Annotated in this window: 14 protein-coding genes; 6 read left to right on the top strand and 8 right to left on the bottom strand. The window is 44.8% G+C overall.

Going from position 1 to position 15,611, the window contains the following annotated elements:
• Positions 1-21 precede the first annotated feature (21 nt).
• From ACN6NF_RS07455 to ACN6NF_RS07445, 3 genes are all read left to right on the top strand, one after another.
• Complete coding sequence (locus tag ACN6NF_RS07455; protein ID WP_474316527.1) at positions 22-1,032, top strand: phosphotransferase; 1,011 nt, start codon at positions 22-24, stop codon at positions 1,030-1,032.
• Positions 1,033-1,050: 18 nt separating this feature from the next.
• The gene (locus tag ACN6NF_RS07450) at positions 1,051-1,947 is read left to right on the top strand and encodes a phosphotransferase (RefSeq protein WP_474316525.1); all 897 of its coding nucleotides are present in this window, start codon (positions 1,051-1,053) and stop codon (positions 1,945-1,947) included.
• Positions 1,948-2,187: 240 nt separating this feature from the next.
• A complete protein-coding gene (locus tag ACN6NF_RS07445; RefSeq protein WP_474316523.1) occupies positions 2,188-3,054 on the top strand; it encodes an arylamine N-acetyltransferase family protein in 867 nt (288 codons plus the stop codon).
• 158 nt (positions 3,055-3,212) lie between these two features.
• Here the strand turns inward: ACN6NF_RS07445 and ACN6NF_RS07440 are convergent, their stop codons facing one another.
• Both ACN6NF_RS07440 and ACN6NF_RS07435 read right to left on the bottom strand, forming a co-directional pair.
• On the bottom strand, positions 3,213-4,235 hold the full coding sequence (locus ACN6NF_RS07440; RefSeq protein ID WP_474316521.1) for a protoglobin domain-containing protein: 1,023 nt from the start codon (positions 4,233-4,235) through the stop codon (positions 3,213-3,215).
• A gap of 249 nt (positions 4,236-4,484) precedes the next feature.
• A complete protein-coding gene (locus ACN6NF_RS07435) occupies positions 4,485-6,380 on the bottom strand; it encodes a PrkA family serine protein kinase (protein WP_474316520.1) in 1,896 nt (631 codons plus the stop codon).
• A 282-nt stretch (positions 6,381-6,662) separates the two neighbouring features.
• On the opposite strand from ACN6NF_RS07435, the gene ACN6NF_RS07430 reads away from it, so the two are divergent.
• Positions 6,663-7,496, top strand: coding sequence for a DUF2161 domain-containing phosphodiesterase (locus ACN6NF_RS07430; protein ID WP_474316517.1), 834 nt, complete (start codon positions 6,663-6,665; stop codon positions 7,494-7,496).
• A gap of 20 nt (positions 7,497-7,516) precedes the next feature.
• Here ACN6NF_RS07430 and ACN6NF_RS07425 read toward each other — a convergent pair whose 3' ends face one another.
• Together ACN6NF_RS07425 and ACN6NF_RS07420 are read right to left on the bottom strand one after the other, a co-directional pair.
• The gene (locus ACN6NF_RS07425; protein WP_474316515.1) at positions 7,517-8,770 is read right to left on the bottom strand and encodes an aminotransferase-like domain-containing protein; all 1,254 of its coding nucleotides are present in this window, start codon (positions 8,768-8,770) and stop codon (positions 7,517-7,519) included.
• Positions 8,771-8,819: 49 nt separating this feature from the next.
• Entirely contained in the window at positions 8,820-9,476 is a 657-nt protein-coding gene (locus tag ACN6NF_RS07420) for a response regulator transcription factor (protein WP_016820498.1), read from the bottom strand.
• 271 nt (positions 9,477-9,747) lie between these two features.
• Between ACN6NF_RS07420 and ACN6NF_RS07415 the strand changes: the two genes are divergently transcribed.
• Positions 9,748-10,155 carry a hypothetical protein gene (locus tag ACN6NF_RS07415; RefSeq protein ID WP_016820499.1) on the top strand — a complete coding sequence of 136 codons (408 nt, stop codon included), beginning with the start codon at positions 9,748-9,750 and terminating at the stop codon, positions 10,153-10,155.
• Positions 10,152-11,219, top strand: a complete 1,068-nt coding sequence (locus tag ACN6NF_RS07410; RefSeq protein ID WP_474316514.1) for a phosphodiester glycosidase family protein — start codon at positions 10,152-10,154, stop codon at positions 11,217-11,219. The genes ACN6NF_RS07415 and ACN6NF_RS07410 overlap by 4 nt, the downstream gene beginning before the upstream one ends.
• 105 nt (positions 11,220-11,324) lie before the next feature.
• On the opposite strand, the gene ACN6NF_RS07405 is transcribed toward ACN6NF_RS07410, so the two are convergent.
• From ACN6NF_RS07405 to glnA, 4 genes are all read right to left on the bottom strand, one after another.
• Entirely contained in the window at positions 11,325-11,573 is a 249-nt protein-coding gene (locus ACN6NF_RS07405; RefSeq protein WP_014599574.1) for an AbrB/MazE/SpoVT family DNA-binding domain-containing protein, read from the bottom strand.
• A gap of 376 nt (positions 11,574-11,949) precedes the next feature.
• Positions 11,950-12,414, bottom strand: coding sequence for a tRNA (uridine(34)/cytosine(34)/5-carboxymethylaminomethyluridine(34)-2'-O)-methyltransferase TrmL (gene trmL / locus ACN6NF_RS07400; protein ID WP_474316510.1), 465 nt, complete (start codon positions 12,412-12,414; stop codon positions 11,950-11,952).
• Positions 12,415-12,658: 244 nt separating this feature from the next.
• Positions 12,659-13,750 carry a 3-phosphoserine/phosphohydroxythreonine transaminase gene (gene serC / locus ACN6NF_RS07395; protein ID WP_474316508.1) on the bottom strand — a complete coding sequence of 364 codons (1,092 nt, stop codon included), beginning with the start codon at positions 13,748-13,750 and terminating at the stop codon, positions 12,659-12,661.
• Positions 13,751-14,018: 268 nt separating this feature from the next.
• Positions 14,019-15,443: a type I glutamate--ammonia ligase gene (gene glnA / locus ACN6NF_RS07390; protein WP_063209902.1), complete on the bottom strand. Its 1,425-nt coding sequence runs from the start codon at positions 15,441-15,443 to the stop codon at positions 14,019-14,021.
• Between the last annotated feature and the right edge of the window lie 168 nt (positions 15,444-15,611).

The following is a 15,611-nucleotide window of genomic DNA, read 5'->3' as shown; positions in this document are numbered from 1 at the left end:
TAAAAGTCAAGTGAGGTTCTTATGGCGAAATCCTATACAAAAGCACAGATTCGCGAAATCACCCGTCGTTTCGGCCTGATCCCCTTAAAATCAAGCTTAGTCTCATCACTGTACCGAAAGAATGCAGTAATCCAAGTAAAAACGAAAAAGGGAACTTATGCATTAAAACCCTTTAGTCGTTCAAAGATGGCTCGTTCAAATACGATTCAACAGATGGAACGAGCTGCGAGCTATATAAGGCTTTTGAAAAAGAGAAAGTATACCTACATGCCCACCTGGCTCCCCACTCATTCCGGCAAGCTATGGACATTACATCAAGGAACGCCATTTTATGTAAGTCAGTGGATCAAAGGACGGGGCCTGGAAACCGCTGAAGATTTCGAAAAACTGGGAGTGGCCCTTGCCACACTCCACGCTACATCCACCGGCTTGCATCGGATGGAGAAGGGAAAGTCCCCTCCGACCATTCAACAATTGAGGATATGGAAAAACCAAGACCGTCTTTTCCAAAAAAAAATGACAAAAATCAGCCGTCAGAATAGAGATTACCGCAACTGGTACAACACTCATGGAAAGAACTGCAAACGTTTATCCAGGCGTGCATGGAAGGATTTGCAGGACGCATCCATTATAAGACTGCTTCGGACAGAACGTCGGCACCCCTCCTTGATACACAGTGATATCACCACCCCGAATGTCATTATTTCAGATGACGGTCATCTCAAAATCATTGATTGGGATCGGGCCAAAATTGGCTCAGTCTATGCTGATTTGGCAAAGGCTCTTATGAATACGACTCAATTCAATCCTGAATTTGTGCAATCCTTGCTGAGGGGATATCAAAAACGCAAACCACTCAGCCGAACTGAGCGGAAGATTGTTACAGCTTTATATAAACTGCCACGAGAAGCTTGGCATGCTTCCCGACATCCGAATCGTTCAAGAGACCGCGAAATCCTAGACAACTGGGATCAGTCGTGGCCTCTTCGATTACAAATCATCCATATTTTGCAGGAATGGGCCCGTGTATAAAAGAAAGTGAGGAGCAAAATGTCGATTTTATCGAGCGTTGAGCAAATGTACGGAATCAAAATTCAGCGTAGTCGCCAAATGAAGGACATTCACAAGATTGAAACCGCTAATACAACTTATTGCTTAAAGCCCTACAAATTCCCCGAAGAAGAGATTCGTTTTATTACACGTGTCTTGTCCTATCTGGATGAGCGCGGGTTTACACGTAGCCAAAAGGTCTATCCAACCATACAGCAAACAGCCTACATGACCTATGAAGGTGTTTCGTATACACTAACGAATTGGGTTCATGGACCCAGACCGGAATTTACAAAAAGAATAGACTTCAAAAAAGGAATTTCTACTTTAGCCAAATTCCACACCAGTGCCGTAGGCTTTCCTGTCACGGAAGCGCCGCCTACCAGAATCCGTTATGAAGGCTTGAGCGATGAAATAGCTGAATATAAAAAACGCCTCAGTCCTCACAAAGGCACAGCACATCTCCTAGCTCTTTGTGAAGAAGTGTTATATCGTCTACAGCAGCCCAAAGTTCGAGCAGCAATCCAGCAGGAGCAAAAAGTAGCTGCATTAATACATGGTGACTATAACTATCCCAATTTGGTCAAAGACAGGCAGCTCAAAATCCATTTGATTGACTTTGAAAATTGTTCCCTACACGTAAGGATGAAAGATCTCTCCCATCTTCTTCATCGGAATTGTCTTTGGAACGCGACAAAAATGCTGCGCGCGATAGACTTTTATCAACGATATCGACCCTTGAGCACCCAGGATTTGCATCTGCTTCACGCCTTATTGATTTCTCCCTATCATGTCGTTCGCAACCTTAGAATAGGTGGATTTCGCTCTGCCAAACGTGTCATTCCGTCATTTGTGCATTTAAACAAATACCGGCGTGAACTTAGATCACTACTATAATCTGTTGGCTTGCAACTCAGCAAAAACAGACCCGGTAATAAGGTCTGTTTTTTTATGTTCTGGCAGCCATCCATGGGAAATCGGCATGTTACTAAACGAATCGATCTTCTGATTGTACCGGTACAATCAAAAATTTATAGCATTGTACACAGCACTCCCCCCTTTTACAATGATGCTAAGAATCAATGCTCATTTGTTTCGAGAAGGAATTTGGCAAACTAACAATAGAGGTGACTGTACATGTACACCATGACAAAAGAAGAAATAAAATCTTATTTGAACAGAATCGGAATTCCCGAAGTTCAGCCTCCTACCCTATCCTATTTAGTGGAGCTGCATAAGGCACATGTAAAACAGCTTTCATGGCAAACGTTGGACATTTTTGCAAGAAAGCCGGCTGCCATTGGTTTTCAAGAGTCCGTTCAACTCATTCTACATGGGAGAAGTGGTTATTGTTTTCATCTGAATGGTGCCTTTAGTGCGCTACTACATTCACTAGGGTACAAAGTTTCTCTGCATCAGGCTGGGGTACAACCCTTAGGAGCTGAGCCACGCATTAATTCATTTCATCTTGGACTAACAGTGAACTTGCTAAATGAGCAGCAAGAAGATGAAGTATGGATTGTAGATGTCGGACTGGGCGATATGCCATATGAGCCTCTTCCACTCCTTATGGGGACTTATGAACAACCCCCACTTCGTTATAAAGTTATGGAATCTGAAGTTGTTACTAAAGGTTGGCGTTTAGAACATGACCCGCTTGCTTCATTTGTTGGCGTTGATTTTGCCCCTACGGTTGTTCAGGATTTGGAAGAATTTAAGCCGAAACATCATTTCTATAGCCGCTCCGTGGAATCTCCATGGTTTAACCTGTTTCTAATTCGGCAAAGACAAGCATTAGAAGCGAATGAACTCAGAGGATGTATTTGGAAAAAACGCGGGCTAAACGGTTTGGAAAAAATAGAGCTGGATAAGAAGTCGCAGTGGCTGGAAGTATTGGCAGATGTATTTGGTGAGCCGCTCGTTAACTACAGCCACCAGGAACGGGACGAGTTATGGAAAAGAGTATTTGCGGCTCATATGGAATGGAAAAAAAGCTTCCTCTAATTCCTTGTTTCAAAAATTCAGTCATTCTTTCATAGGAATATGCACTTCCTCTGTTGTGTTGACTGGACTGCCAACAGGAAGAGCGTCGCTTTGCCAGTATCCAGCCAGCTACGCCCATAAACTTCCAGTTCCCGAGGATATACTGCTCAAGCCACATCTCACACCTCCAGCATTTCCGAGGAGTGCTGCAGCATTTCCAATTCCTTCACCATGTTTTCAATTAGCTTTGTGAATGAAGCCAATTCCTCCGAGCTGGAGGCCTGTTGCCGGGCACTGGCTGTTGTGGCAGCGGTTTCGGATTGCACACTGTCAAGCATACGGGCAATATCCAGCACCTTGCGCTGAATTTGCTCCTGTGCTTGCTTTGAATTAGATGCCAGCTTTCGCACTTCCTGCGCCACCACTTGAAATCCACGCCCTGCTTCTTGCGCATGGGCTGCCTCAATTGCCGCATTCAGTCCCAGCAGATGAGTCTGATCGGATAATTCTCGAATGGTACTGCTCATCTGTTCAATATGCTTAATTTCATCACTTAATTGCAGTACCAGTTCCTCCGTATGTTCCTGCGAAGAAGCAGTGGTGCAGGCACTCTCCGCGATATTATCCGTATTTTCCCTAAGTTCGGCAATCATTCCCGTCAAATTTTGTGCAATTCGGGACACCACAGTCAGCATCTGCGTTTGTTCATCGGCGAGCTCGCTAACTTGTTCCTTTTCCTTTTCCTGATAAGCTTCCAGCACAAGTTGGGAATCCAGATTGAACATTTTGGAAAGGGCGTGCACAATAGAATACCAATCCTCTATCCCCGAACGCTTTAAAATGTCTACTGCAATATCCAGATAAGCAATGTACGTACCCAAATAATAATCGGAAGATAATCCGATCCGGGAATGTACCTGCCCCACAAAAAGACGGTGCTCGATAAACTGATCATCTATTTTCCCATTTGCGAGAGAGAGCCAGTATTCACGTTGGGTTTGCTTTAGTCGCTCAATATTCGACCATTTAGAGATAATCGACATGAGATGAGGAACCTTTTCTACATGCTCATAAAAACGATCCACTACTTCATTTACAATAGATTGGAATAGCCCCTGATAATGATGCAATAAAGCCAAATCGCCATCAGTAATGCCAATATACTGTATCTGTTTTAATCTACTCTCAGCGACATGAATCATAAATTCCTCCAAATAATAGTTTACATAGATTTTACATTACCATATTTATCGGCAACTTTTTAGAAAATGTTAAAAAAGCAGAAGATTGATTGTGATTGTTTACATATTAATTTCAGAAAAACATATAAATCCAACTCTCTATTCATACAAAAAAAGAACCCGTCAGCACCTGAAATGCTCTGTGCCTGTCGGATTCTCTTCACCATCCATTTCAATCCATAGCTTCTTTACACAATTGTTTATTTCACCTTACCGATTCAGAAGGCTGCCTACATACCTCAATAAATCGTTGGCGCTGGCTCCAGTGTAGCCATGCTCCTCAATCAGTCGCTTAATCACCTCATTCATCCGTTTGAGCTGATTAGCATCAGGCGTTTTGGTCGAGGTTGTGATCTTCACAATATCCTTCAAATCGGCGAACAGCTTCTTTTCAATGGCTTCTCGCAGCCGATCATGATGATGATACTCAAACTTTCGCCCCTTGCGGGAATAGGCGGAAATACGGATTAATATTTCTTCACGGAATGCCTTTTTCGCATTTTCCGACACCCCGATTTGCTCCTCAATGGAACGCATAAGCCGCTCATCCGGGTCGAGTTCCTCATCTGTGAGCGGGTCACGGATTTTCGCCCAATTGCAAAAAGCTTCAATGTTATCCAAATAGTTGTCGAACAGCGTCTTGGCAGATTCTTCGAAAGAGTACACAAAGGCCTTTTGTACTTCTTTTTTCGCTAATTCATCATATTCCTTACGAGCTACGGAAATGAAATTCAGATAACGCTCCCGCTCTTCCTTTGTGATCGAAGCGTGTTGGTCCAGACCATCCTTAATGGCTCGTAAAATATCCAGAGCATTGATGGATTCCACATTTTGCTTAATCAGCGCACTGGAAATACGATTAATGACGTACCTTGGATCTACGCCGGACATGCCTTCTTCCAGAAACTCATTTTGCATCTCTTTCAGATCGGCCTCCTTATAGCCTTCGACCTCCTCGCCGTCATACATGCGCATCTTTTTAACCAAATCCATACCCTGCTTCTTGGTTTCTTTCAACCGGGTGAGCACAGAGAAAATGGCTGCCGTTCGCAGCGCATGAGGAGCGATGTGAATATGCCGCATGTCACTTTGCTCAATGAGCTTGGCATAAATCTTTTCTTCCTCGGACACTTTGAGATTATAGGGAATTGGCATTACAATCATCCGCGATTGCAACGCCTCGTTCTTTTTATTCGCAATAAAGCTTTTATACTCCGACTCATTGGTGTGAGCTACGATTAATTCATCTGCACTGATGAGCGCAAACCGACCGGCCTTGAAATTCCCCTCCTGGGTCAGAGACAGTAAATTCCACAGAAACTTCTCATCGCACTTCAGCATTTCCTGAAATTCCATCAGTCCGCGATTCGCTTTATTCAGTTCTCCGTCAAATCGATAGGCGCGTGGATCAGATTCGGAACCATACTCTGTAATGGTGGAAAAATCAATACTGCCTGTCAAGTCGGCAATATCCTGCGACTTCGGATCAGAAGGGCTGAACGTACCTATGCCGATCCGGTTTTCTTCCGATATAAATACCCGTTCCACACGCACCTTTTCGATATCACCATCGAATTCCGTACGTAATCTCATTTGGCAGGATGGGCACAGATTACCTTCAATTCGCACACCCAGTTCCTTTTCGAATTCGGGGCGCAACTCATGAGGAATAAGATGAAGGGGGTCTTCGTGCATAGGGCAGCCCTCTATGGCATACACGGCTCCCTGATCCGTTCTTGAGAACTTCTCCAGACCACGCTTTAGCAAAGTGACCAGTGTCGATTTTCCTCCGCTGACAGGTCCCATCAAAAGCAGGATACGCTTGCGGACATCGAGCCGCCTGGCTGAGGAATGAAAGTACTCCTCCACCAACTTCTCCAGTGCACGATCCAGCCCAAAAATCTCCTGCTCAAAAAACTTATATCGCTTATGTCCCCCAACCTCTTCTACACCAAAAGATTCAATCATTTTGTAAACCCGTGCATGAGCGGTCATCGCCGGTGTCGGGTCTTTCTTGAGTATCTCGATATACTCTCTAAAAGTGCCGTTCCAGGCCAAACGGTTGTTCTCCGCTCGGTACTCCGCAAGGCGGTCAAAAATATTCATGCTCGGTTCCTCCCATGACTGCGTAATGTCTATCCTCCACTCTTGATGATTATGGCTACACTCGTCACGCCTTTCAGGATATAATGCGATCCTCTTAAAAAAAGTGTAATACATACCTATGCAGATTGATTTCAGAATTGACCTATTTTTTGTGACAGGTCTCTAGGCTTTTTCCAAAAACAAAGGGATTCACTATGCTAAAATAGACAACAACGACGCGGACCTGACGCATTATGGTACAATATAAGCTCGGAATAATGGGATAAAGGAGCGGGAGAATCCATGGCGGTTCGGCATGAGACGGAGCTGTACGCCCCGGTCAAAGCCTTTTTTGAGAACTTGGGATATGAAGTCAAAGGAGAAGTGCGCAACTGCGATTTGGTGGGAATCAAGCCAGGGCAGCAAGCACCTCTAATTGTGGAGATAAAAAAGACGTTTAACCTGGCGCTGGTACTGCAAGGCATGCAGCGCTTGAAGTTAAGCAGCAATGTATATGTGGCTGTAGAACGGAATCGTGCCAAAAAAGGGGCGGTGAATCAACGCTGGAGTGAGCTGGTCGGACTGTGCCGCCAGTTGGGGCTTGGCTTGCTCACCATCACGCATTTTAAAACAAAACCTCCGCTCGTTGAGGTGCTGTGTAAGCCCGTGGCATCTAGCGATAGTGGTCACAAAGCGACTACCATTCGCCGTGGCTCACGCAAGGAAAAGCTGCTGCGGGAATTTCACGCACGCAGCGGTGACCACAATATCGGCGGAAGCACCCGGCGCAAGCTGGTCACCGCCTACCGGGAAAAAGCGCTGCGCGTAGCCGCTGCTTTGCAGGGCTTGGGGGAAGCCGCCCCAGCGCAGCTCGCCCGTACAGCAGCCGTCAGCGACGCTGCTGCCGTACTCCAGCGCAACTACTACGACTGGTTTGAACGTGTAGCCCGCGGCCGTTATCGGCTGACTCCGTTCGGTGAAGCCGCCTTGAGCGAGTATGCGGAAGTACTCCAGCAGCAAGGGATTGAAACGGCGGCTGGAATGACGGCAGAGTTTAACGAGGATAGTGAACAGCAGCAGATCGCGGAAGCACCCATCGGTTATTTCACCATTGTAGCGGAGGCAGGGGATGACTGACCCTTGGATAGTTGTTTTGACTAGCTTCGCGCAGTAAATTCACCGATCGTCTCACCGATTAAATTCATGCCCATAAGCAGTTGTTCCCGGCCCGGGTGGCTAAAGTTAAGGCGAATATGGGACGCACCTTCATCGCCAACTGCACACAACGCACCTGGCATAAAGGCTACGCCCTTGGGTAGCGCCGCTTTGAGCAGCAAGGCGCTGTCCAGCCCAGCGGGCAATTTCACCCACACATACATCCCACCAGATGGAATATGATACGTCACGTCTTTCCAAAACGGACGCTTGAGCAGCTCTAAGAGTAATTGGAGCCGAGTTGAATATTCCTTGTTCAACATTGCCAAGTGCTCGTGCCATTGAAAACGCGAATTGGTCAGCAATTGGAACAGCAACCGTTGGTTCATCGTACTGGATTGCACATCAGCCAGCTGCTTCAAGGCGTACATCCCTTCAATCAGCGGCGCAGGACCAGCCGCCCAGCCAGTTCGCAGTGCAGGGGCAACTGTTTTATTAAATGAACCGATATATAGCACTTGACCGCCCTGACCTGCATGATCCAGCGCGAATAGTGAGGGGTAAGCCTCTGCAAACTTTCGGCTCTGGGCATGCGGACTCTTATCATGGGTTTCGTTTTTTTGCTTAAAATGCAATTCACCGTAAGAATCGTCCTCAACGACCAACACCTCATGACGTCTACACAGGTCCAAAATTTCCTGCCGTCTAGCCGCGCTCCATAAGGAGCCTGTCGGATTCGTAAATGTAGGCGTAGCAAAAAAAAGCTTGGGGCGATAATGGATCATTAAAGCTTCAAGCTTATCGGGAATAACGCCCTCCCCATCTGATTCTACAGGAACGACCTGCGCCCCTTGCATAGACAACACCTGTAAACATCCAGGGGATGTCGGGTTCTCGACCAATACCGGATCGCGCTCATCCACCATCAGCCTTACGATCAAGTCAATGGCCTGCTGGCTGCCTGTGGTGAGGAGGATTTGACCTGGCGGTACTCTTACTCCTTTACGCTGTTCCCACTCTCCCGCAAGCCATGCCCGCAACGGAAAATAGCCCTCCGGTTCACCATACTGGAGGGCGTCAGGGCCGGAGCCAAACACATCATGAGCCGCTTCTTCCAACAGTTTCACCGGAAACAGCTCTTGTGCAGGCAATTCTTCAGCCAAAGATATAAAGGAATGTCTTCTCGCATTTTCCCGGATTTGACGCACTGGAGAAGCCAACATCGCAGCCGTTCGTGAAGCAAAGGAATATTGCATGAACATCCTCCTTCTCCTGAAAAATAGTCATGATCTCCGGGCTGACGCGTCAAGCATATAACTGCTTCATCTGACGCGCATATAAGGCATAACGTTCAATCGCCTGCGCCCGGCTGGACACACCTAATTTCGCATAAATTTTACGTAAATAATTATCAATGGAGCGCCGGCTAACTTCAATCTCGATAGCAATTTTGTCATATGTAATTCCTTGTACAATACGTTCCATAATAAAAACTTCGGTTTGCGTCAATTCGTCAAAAGGCTCAGAAGCCATTAACGGCATAAATGGCCAGTTTCCACAACGAATCCAATCCATTGGTAATGAAGCGAATCCTTCGCGCAAACCGTTGATCAGGTGAATTAACTGGCTCGGTGATGCCTGCTTGGATAGCATTCCATTTGCACCAAGCGAGATTAACTGCTGGAACAACGTAATATTGTCCTCATCCGTCATAATAACAATATGGCTGTCCGGAGACAAGACCCGCATTTGTGTCAAAAACGGTTCCGCCGTTCCCTCAGGCAACCTATAGTCCATTAAAATAATTTCCGGGCGAATGGAGCAAACCAGCTCCAGGCCTTCTGTGCCGGAGGAAGACATCCCTCTAACAAGCAAATCCTGCTGGTCTTCCAAAATAAGCTTTGTTCCCAGCATACTTGTAGGATGGATATCTATGATGACCACCTGCCATACTTTTCTCATATCTAAACCTCCTGATTTACAAAAAAATACATATTTAGCGAAAGTAATCACAAAACTAGAGATTGCTTATGTAGAAATTGCGTAAATGTGAACGTATAGGAAGCGAAAACGATTTAAGGAAATTGTATCCTAGGACTTCCTTCCGATGCAATCTCTTTTTCCAATATTTCTATATGACTATTTCGCTTTTGCGAAATAAATAGGCCCATGATAGAATTGGTACTGCAAATAAAGACTGGAAATTTGAATTTACACGGGAGTTGAAAATCACATGCAAGCTTCACCTGAACGTCCTCCTGCCGAAGCCCGGCGGAGCAATTCAAGAAAGGGGTTGCCCGTAAAGACTTTTCTGCTATTTTGGTTTCTTCTTATTATACTAGGTGCTCTCGCAACCTATCTGTATAGCAATCACTTGAAGCAGCAAATGCTAAACGAAATGCAAACCCATACAGACCAACAGATTCAAGTACTCAAATCCGACTATGAAAAGCAACTGACTGCACTTTCCAAGGAAGTTAGCGGATTGCAGGGCAAGGTTCAGTCCTTCAACGAACTACTGACCTTTACAAAGGATAATGCCAATAATAAGACCGATAATAGCAATAAACTGTATACTCAATTAAATGAAGTCAAGCAGCAGCTCAATACACTTCAGAAAAAAATGGACTTGCTAAAATGAATGTAGATGCAAAGCTAGTAAACCGGTTCTTTATGTTGGCCCTTGCTCCTTTTATCGGTTTGTTAGGGTGTATTTTGTTAGTGCATCCCCCTTTGAGCTTTCCTGAATCTACATCTCCGAGTCTGCAAAAAGTCGAAATTACTCTACAAACGCAATCAGTAGGCAAGCAGCTTGATGAAGCCAAGCAAACAGCAACGTATACCTTATCTACGATTCGCCGGACGTCTGAGCTCTACAAACAAACGACCCAAACGATGAATCAGCTTGTCGTGACTGCCTCTGCGCAGTCCAAGCGACCCGCGGTTATCTATAATCGGCGCATCACTGCCAAACTGGGTGTTCCCTACTACCAGGTAGATAGCAACCGGATTACTATAGAATTGTTTAAAGTAAACCCGGGGATTTATCAAGGATACGCTATGAAAGTCAAACTTAAAGATCCTACGGCAATGAAAATGTCTTTGGGAAATGACAAATTGGGTGGCTCAGAAACGACCATGCGTGCAGTCTTGAGACACGGAGCTATTGCAGGGATCAACGCAGGCGGCTTTGCCGATGGAGATGGCAAACGCTATCCTTTAAGCACTACTGTCTTAAACGGCCGCTATCTTACTGGCTTTCAGTCGAGTTTCAAGGACTTGTCATTCGTCGGATTGAGTAACGATGGCAAGCTTATTGGGGGCAAATTTTACAATCAAAGTGCTCTTGACAGCTTAAAACCTGCCTTTGGAGCTACCTTTGTTCCCGTTCTGTTGCAAAAGGGACAAAAAGTGCCTATTCCTGACAAATGGAAAGTCTCTCCCAAGCGGGCTCCACGTACAGTCATTGGCAACTATAAAGATGATCAGTTGCTCATTATTGTCGTAGACGGCTACAATGAAAGCGGGGGTTCAGGTGCAACGCTCGAAGAACTCCAAGGGAAGATGTACAATCTGGGTGTTCAGGATGCTTATAATTTGGACGGTGGCGGTTCATCGTCCCTTATACTAAACGGCCGAATCGTAAACAAACCGTCAGATGGTAATCTGCGTCCAGTCCCTACTCATTTTTTGTTCTATAAATAGTTAGGTGTAGTGTAGTTTACTATCCAATTAAATATATGCTGTTCAGGCATAGCTCTATCCGAAAAAAAGCATCACGAACGAATGTCGTGATGCTTTTGCCTCATTTTAGGAGGAGTACTGTGTCATTTCTGTCAGGCATTGAGCACAAATATAACGTTCTTTGAAATCGTTCACTTGTTCTATTGAGCCACAGAATACACATTTTGGACGATAACGCTCCAAAATAATATGGTCGCCCTGAACCAAAATTTCGACAGGATCTCCCTCATTCATTTGATATCTTTTACGTAATGACTTAGGCAGAACTATTCTCCCCAACTGATCAACTTTACGTACCACACCGGCAGGTTTCATCGTGATCGTACACCTCTCCTATTGAGTATTGGCTTACAATTTTCTTTCCAGGCGAAAAACTAGGTACAAAGACACTATTCTTTATGTAGTATTCGCTGTCTTTTTGTCGAATCCTGCTGATCGCAGGAAATTTTATTACATTTTTTCATAAAATCATGAACCATATCAAAGTATGGTACAGAATGTCTATAATATTTTTATCGACCGGAAAGCCAATTATCATTAGCCTTCACAGAGATTTCCCGCAAATTTATGACCACATATCCTTTGTTTAAGCTCTACTGTCATGTACTTTCGAGCATTAATAATGCAACTTTTATCAGCAACTAAGGTCCTGGTTCTTTATTCGCATTTATACTTGATCGATTGATGTTCGTTACGATAAACCTGGAAAATCCAATTGTCTCAGTGCTTCATATACGATAATCGCAGCGGAATTCGACAAGTTTAGAGATCTTACTTTATCTGACATAGGCATCTTGATACATGTATCAGGATTAGCAGCTAACAGTTCAGCAGGCAAACCTTTCGTTTCTTTACCAAATACCAAAAAGTCTCCATCCTGAAATTCAATATCACTATACTGCTGTTTTGCCTTTGTTGTCGCATAAAAGAAGCGACCTTCTTGATATTTCTCTTGTACTTCAGCAAAAGACTCGTGATACTCAATGTGAACAGCATACCAATAATCAAGCCCAGCCCGTTTTAACGTAGCATCATCGGTACGGAAGCCCAGTGGCTTAACCAGATGCAGATGAGTTCCGGTTGCTGCACACGTTCTGGCAATATTCCCTGTGTTAGCTGGAATTTCCGGCTCGACAAGCACAATATGTAATGGCATCAGTTTTTCGTTCCTTTCATCATTAAATTCGTTAGACAAATAACCTAAAGTCTAACCAAAATGTGTATGCTGAAAGCATACACTTTCTTCATTTTAACAAAATCAGAGGGATATAGACATCAAACGACAAAAAAATATCAATTTCCCTACACCACTAAAAGCCTTCCCCTATACACATTCAGGGAAGGCTTTATTTTTACTTTTTTGATATCAATATCGTGTATCGAAATATATGTCTGTATAATCAACTGTTACGTTGCTTAAATCCATCCATAAACTCGGCTAATGCTTGACAGTTCTCCAGTGGAACCGCATTGTAGATCGAGGCGCGAAGCCCTCCTACACTGCGATGCCCCTTCAATCCGATGAAGCCCGCTTGTTCGGATTCTTTTATAAATTGTTTTTCCAGATCCTCATTCGCAAGGCGGAAGGTTACGTTCATAATAGAACGATCAGCGCTATCCACACAACCACGATAGAAGCCTTCGCTTCTGTCAATACGGTCGTATAGCAGAGCAGCTTTCTGCTGATTCACACGCTCAATGCCTTCTAAACCGCCTTCCTCCTGGATCCATTTGAGCACTTCATTCACCATGTATATGGCAAAGGATGGGGGAGTATTGTAGAGAGAGTTATTCTTTTCATAAGTACTGTAACGCAGCATCGTAGGAATATTGCCTGGTGAGGAAGCAAGCAGCTCTTCACGGGCAACCACAACCGTTACACCAGAAGGTCCCAGATTTTTTTGCGCACCAGCATAAATCAATCCAAATTGAGTAACATCAAAAGGCTTGCAAAAAATATCACTGGACATGTCCACAATCAGCGGTACGGAACCCGTATCCGGGAATTGCTTAAATTGTGTACCTTCAATCGTCTCATTGGACGTCATATGCACATATGCAGTATTCTCAGGTAAATCCAAGGAATCCACATTCGGAAGACGCATGTATTTCTCATCAGCGGAGGAGGCGGCAATGTGAGCCTTGCCCAATAGCTTAGCTTCTTTATATGCCTTGTCCGACCAGCTGCCTGTCATTACATAGCTTCCGATCTGTCCTTCACCTAAGAAATTTAAAGGCAGCATGGCAAACTGCGTGCTTGCGCCCCCTTGCAGGAACAACACCTTGTAGCCTTGTGGATTGCCTAGCAGAGATAACAGACGTTCCTGCGCTTCATTATGGACAGATTCATACACGGCTCCACGGTGAGACATTTCCATGATGGACATCCCTGTCCCCTGGAAATCAACGAATTCAGCTTGTACACGTTCCAGTACTTTGAGCGGCAATGCCGCCGGTCCTGCATTAAAATTGTAGGCTCTCTTACTCAACAAATTCCCATCCCTTCTCTACTCTGGTGTGGATATTATCGCTATGATAGCAGTATTCATAAATGCGTTCAAGACTTGTATAAAAATGTTTCTTAATTCCTTTATGATGTGACAAAGCTGTGAATGTTAATATATTTAACATCTTTATTTTGTAGTATTTATCATAATGGTAAAAGGTCTCCGGCATAAGACCGGAGACCTATCTTGAACAACAACTATTCCCCGCAGGCTAATGAGTGTTATTCAAATCAGCTATGCTGACCATGTAGTATTAGCAATCAAAATACAAGCTGTATTCATGTGGATGAACACGGATGTTCACCGATTTCGCTTCAGAACGTTTGAACTCTACATAGTTATCAATAAAGTCCTTCGTAAATACGCCGCCTTCAGTCAGGAATTCGTAATCGGCTTCCAGAGCGTCCAGAGCTTCATCCAGTGAACCAGGTACACTGCGGATTTTGCCTTTTTCAGCGTCAGACAGCTCATAGATGTTAGTGTCGAGTGGACCATAGCCCAATTCGACTGGGTTCAGTTTGCGCTTGATGCCATCCAAACCCGCCATCAGCATTGCTGAGAAAGCAAGATATGGGTTAGCTGTGGAGTCTGGTGTACGGAACTCGATTCGACAGCCCTTAGGCGTTACAGCCGCTACTGGAATACGTACAGCCGCAGAACGGTTACCTTTGGAGAATACGAGGTTAACCGGCGCTTCGTAGCCAGGAACAAGACGTTTGAACGAGTTGGTGCTTGGGTTGGTCAAAGCGATCAATGCAGGTGCATGGTACAGAATACCGCCAATGTAATGAAGAGCCATTTCGCTCAGATTAGCATAGCCACCTTTTTCGTAGAACAAAGGAGTGTCACCATCGAAAATAGATTGGTGAACGTGCATACCGCTTCCGTTGTCCCCAAAAATCGGTTTCGGCATGAATGTTGCCACTTTACCATATTGACGAGCTGTGTTGTGTACAATGTATTTATAAACGAGCAGGTTGTCTGCTGTTTTCTTGAGTGTATCAAAACGGAAGTTGATTTCCGCTTGGCCTGCCGTGGCCACCTCATGGTGATGGCGCTCAATTCTCAGACCGGCTTCTTCAAGCAAACGGCACATTTCACTCCGAATGTCTTGTTGGGTGTCTACTGGTGCTACAGGTACATAGCCGCCCTTCACGCCCACTTTAAAGGCCAGGTTGCCGCCTTCTTCCTTACGGTTCGTGTTCCAAGCTGCTTCCTCGGAATCTACGAAGAAGGAGGAACTGTTCATGCCGCTTTCGTAGCGAACATCATCAAAGATGAAAAATTCAGATTCAGGTGCAAAGAATGCCGCTGTGCCCACCCCTGCAGATTGCAGAAATTCTTCAGCTTTTTTGGCAATACCACGAGGATCACGGTCATATTTTTCGCCGTCTGGCGTAGCAATGTCACACAGGATATTCAGTGTAGGATGCTGAGTGAAAGGGTCGATAAAAACCGCTTCTGGATCGGGCAGCATAACCATGTCGGATTCCTCAATGCCACGATAGCCGGGAATGGAAGAACCGTCGAAAGCAACACCGTTAACAAATGTTTCTTCATCTACTTCGGAAGCTGGCAATGAAATATGGTGAGCACGACCAGACAAATCTACAAAACGAAAATCTACCCACTCAATATTATTTTCCTGAATTGTTTTCAATACGTTTTCAACGGACATGTCTTCTTCCTCCCAATTTTTCCGAACATTAAGTCTTATACAACCCTGAAATGTTCATGATCGAATGTTTTTTTCTGTCGTCATTATAAATCTCAAACATGACACGGGTCAATAGCTATGTAAGGTATTTTTTAAACTAATGTTAGATATGCTTACGCCCTTGATAAC

It is taken from the genome of Paenibacillus sp. TSM33, from assembly GCF_056099025.1.
This window is presented reverse-complemented; position numbering and strand designations above follow the sequence as displayed.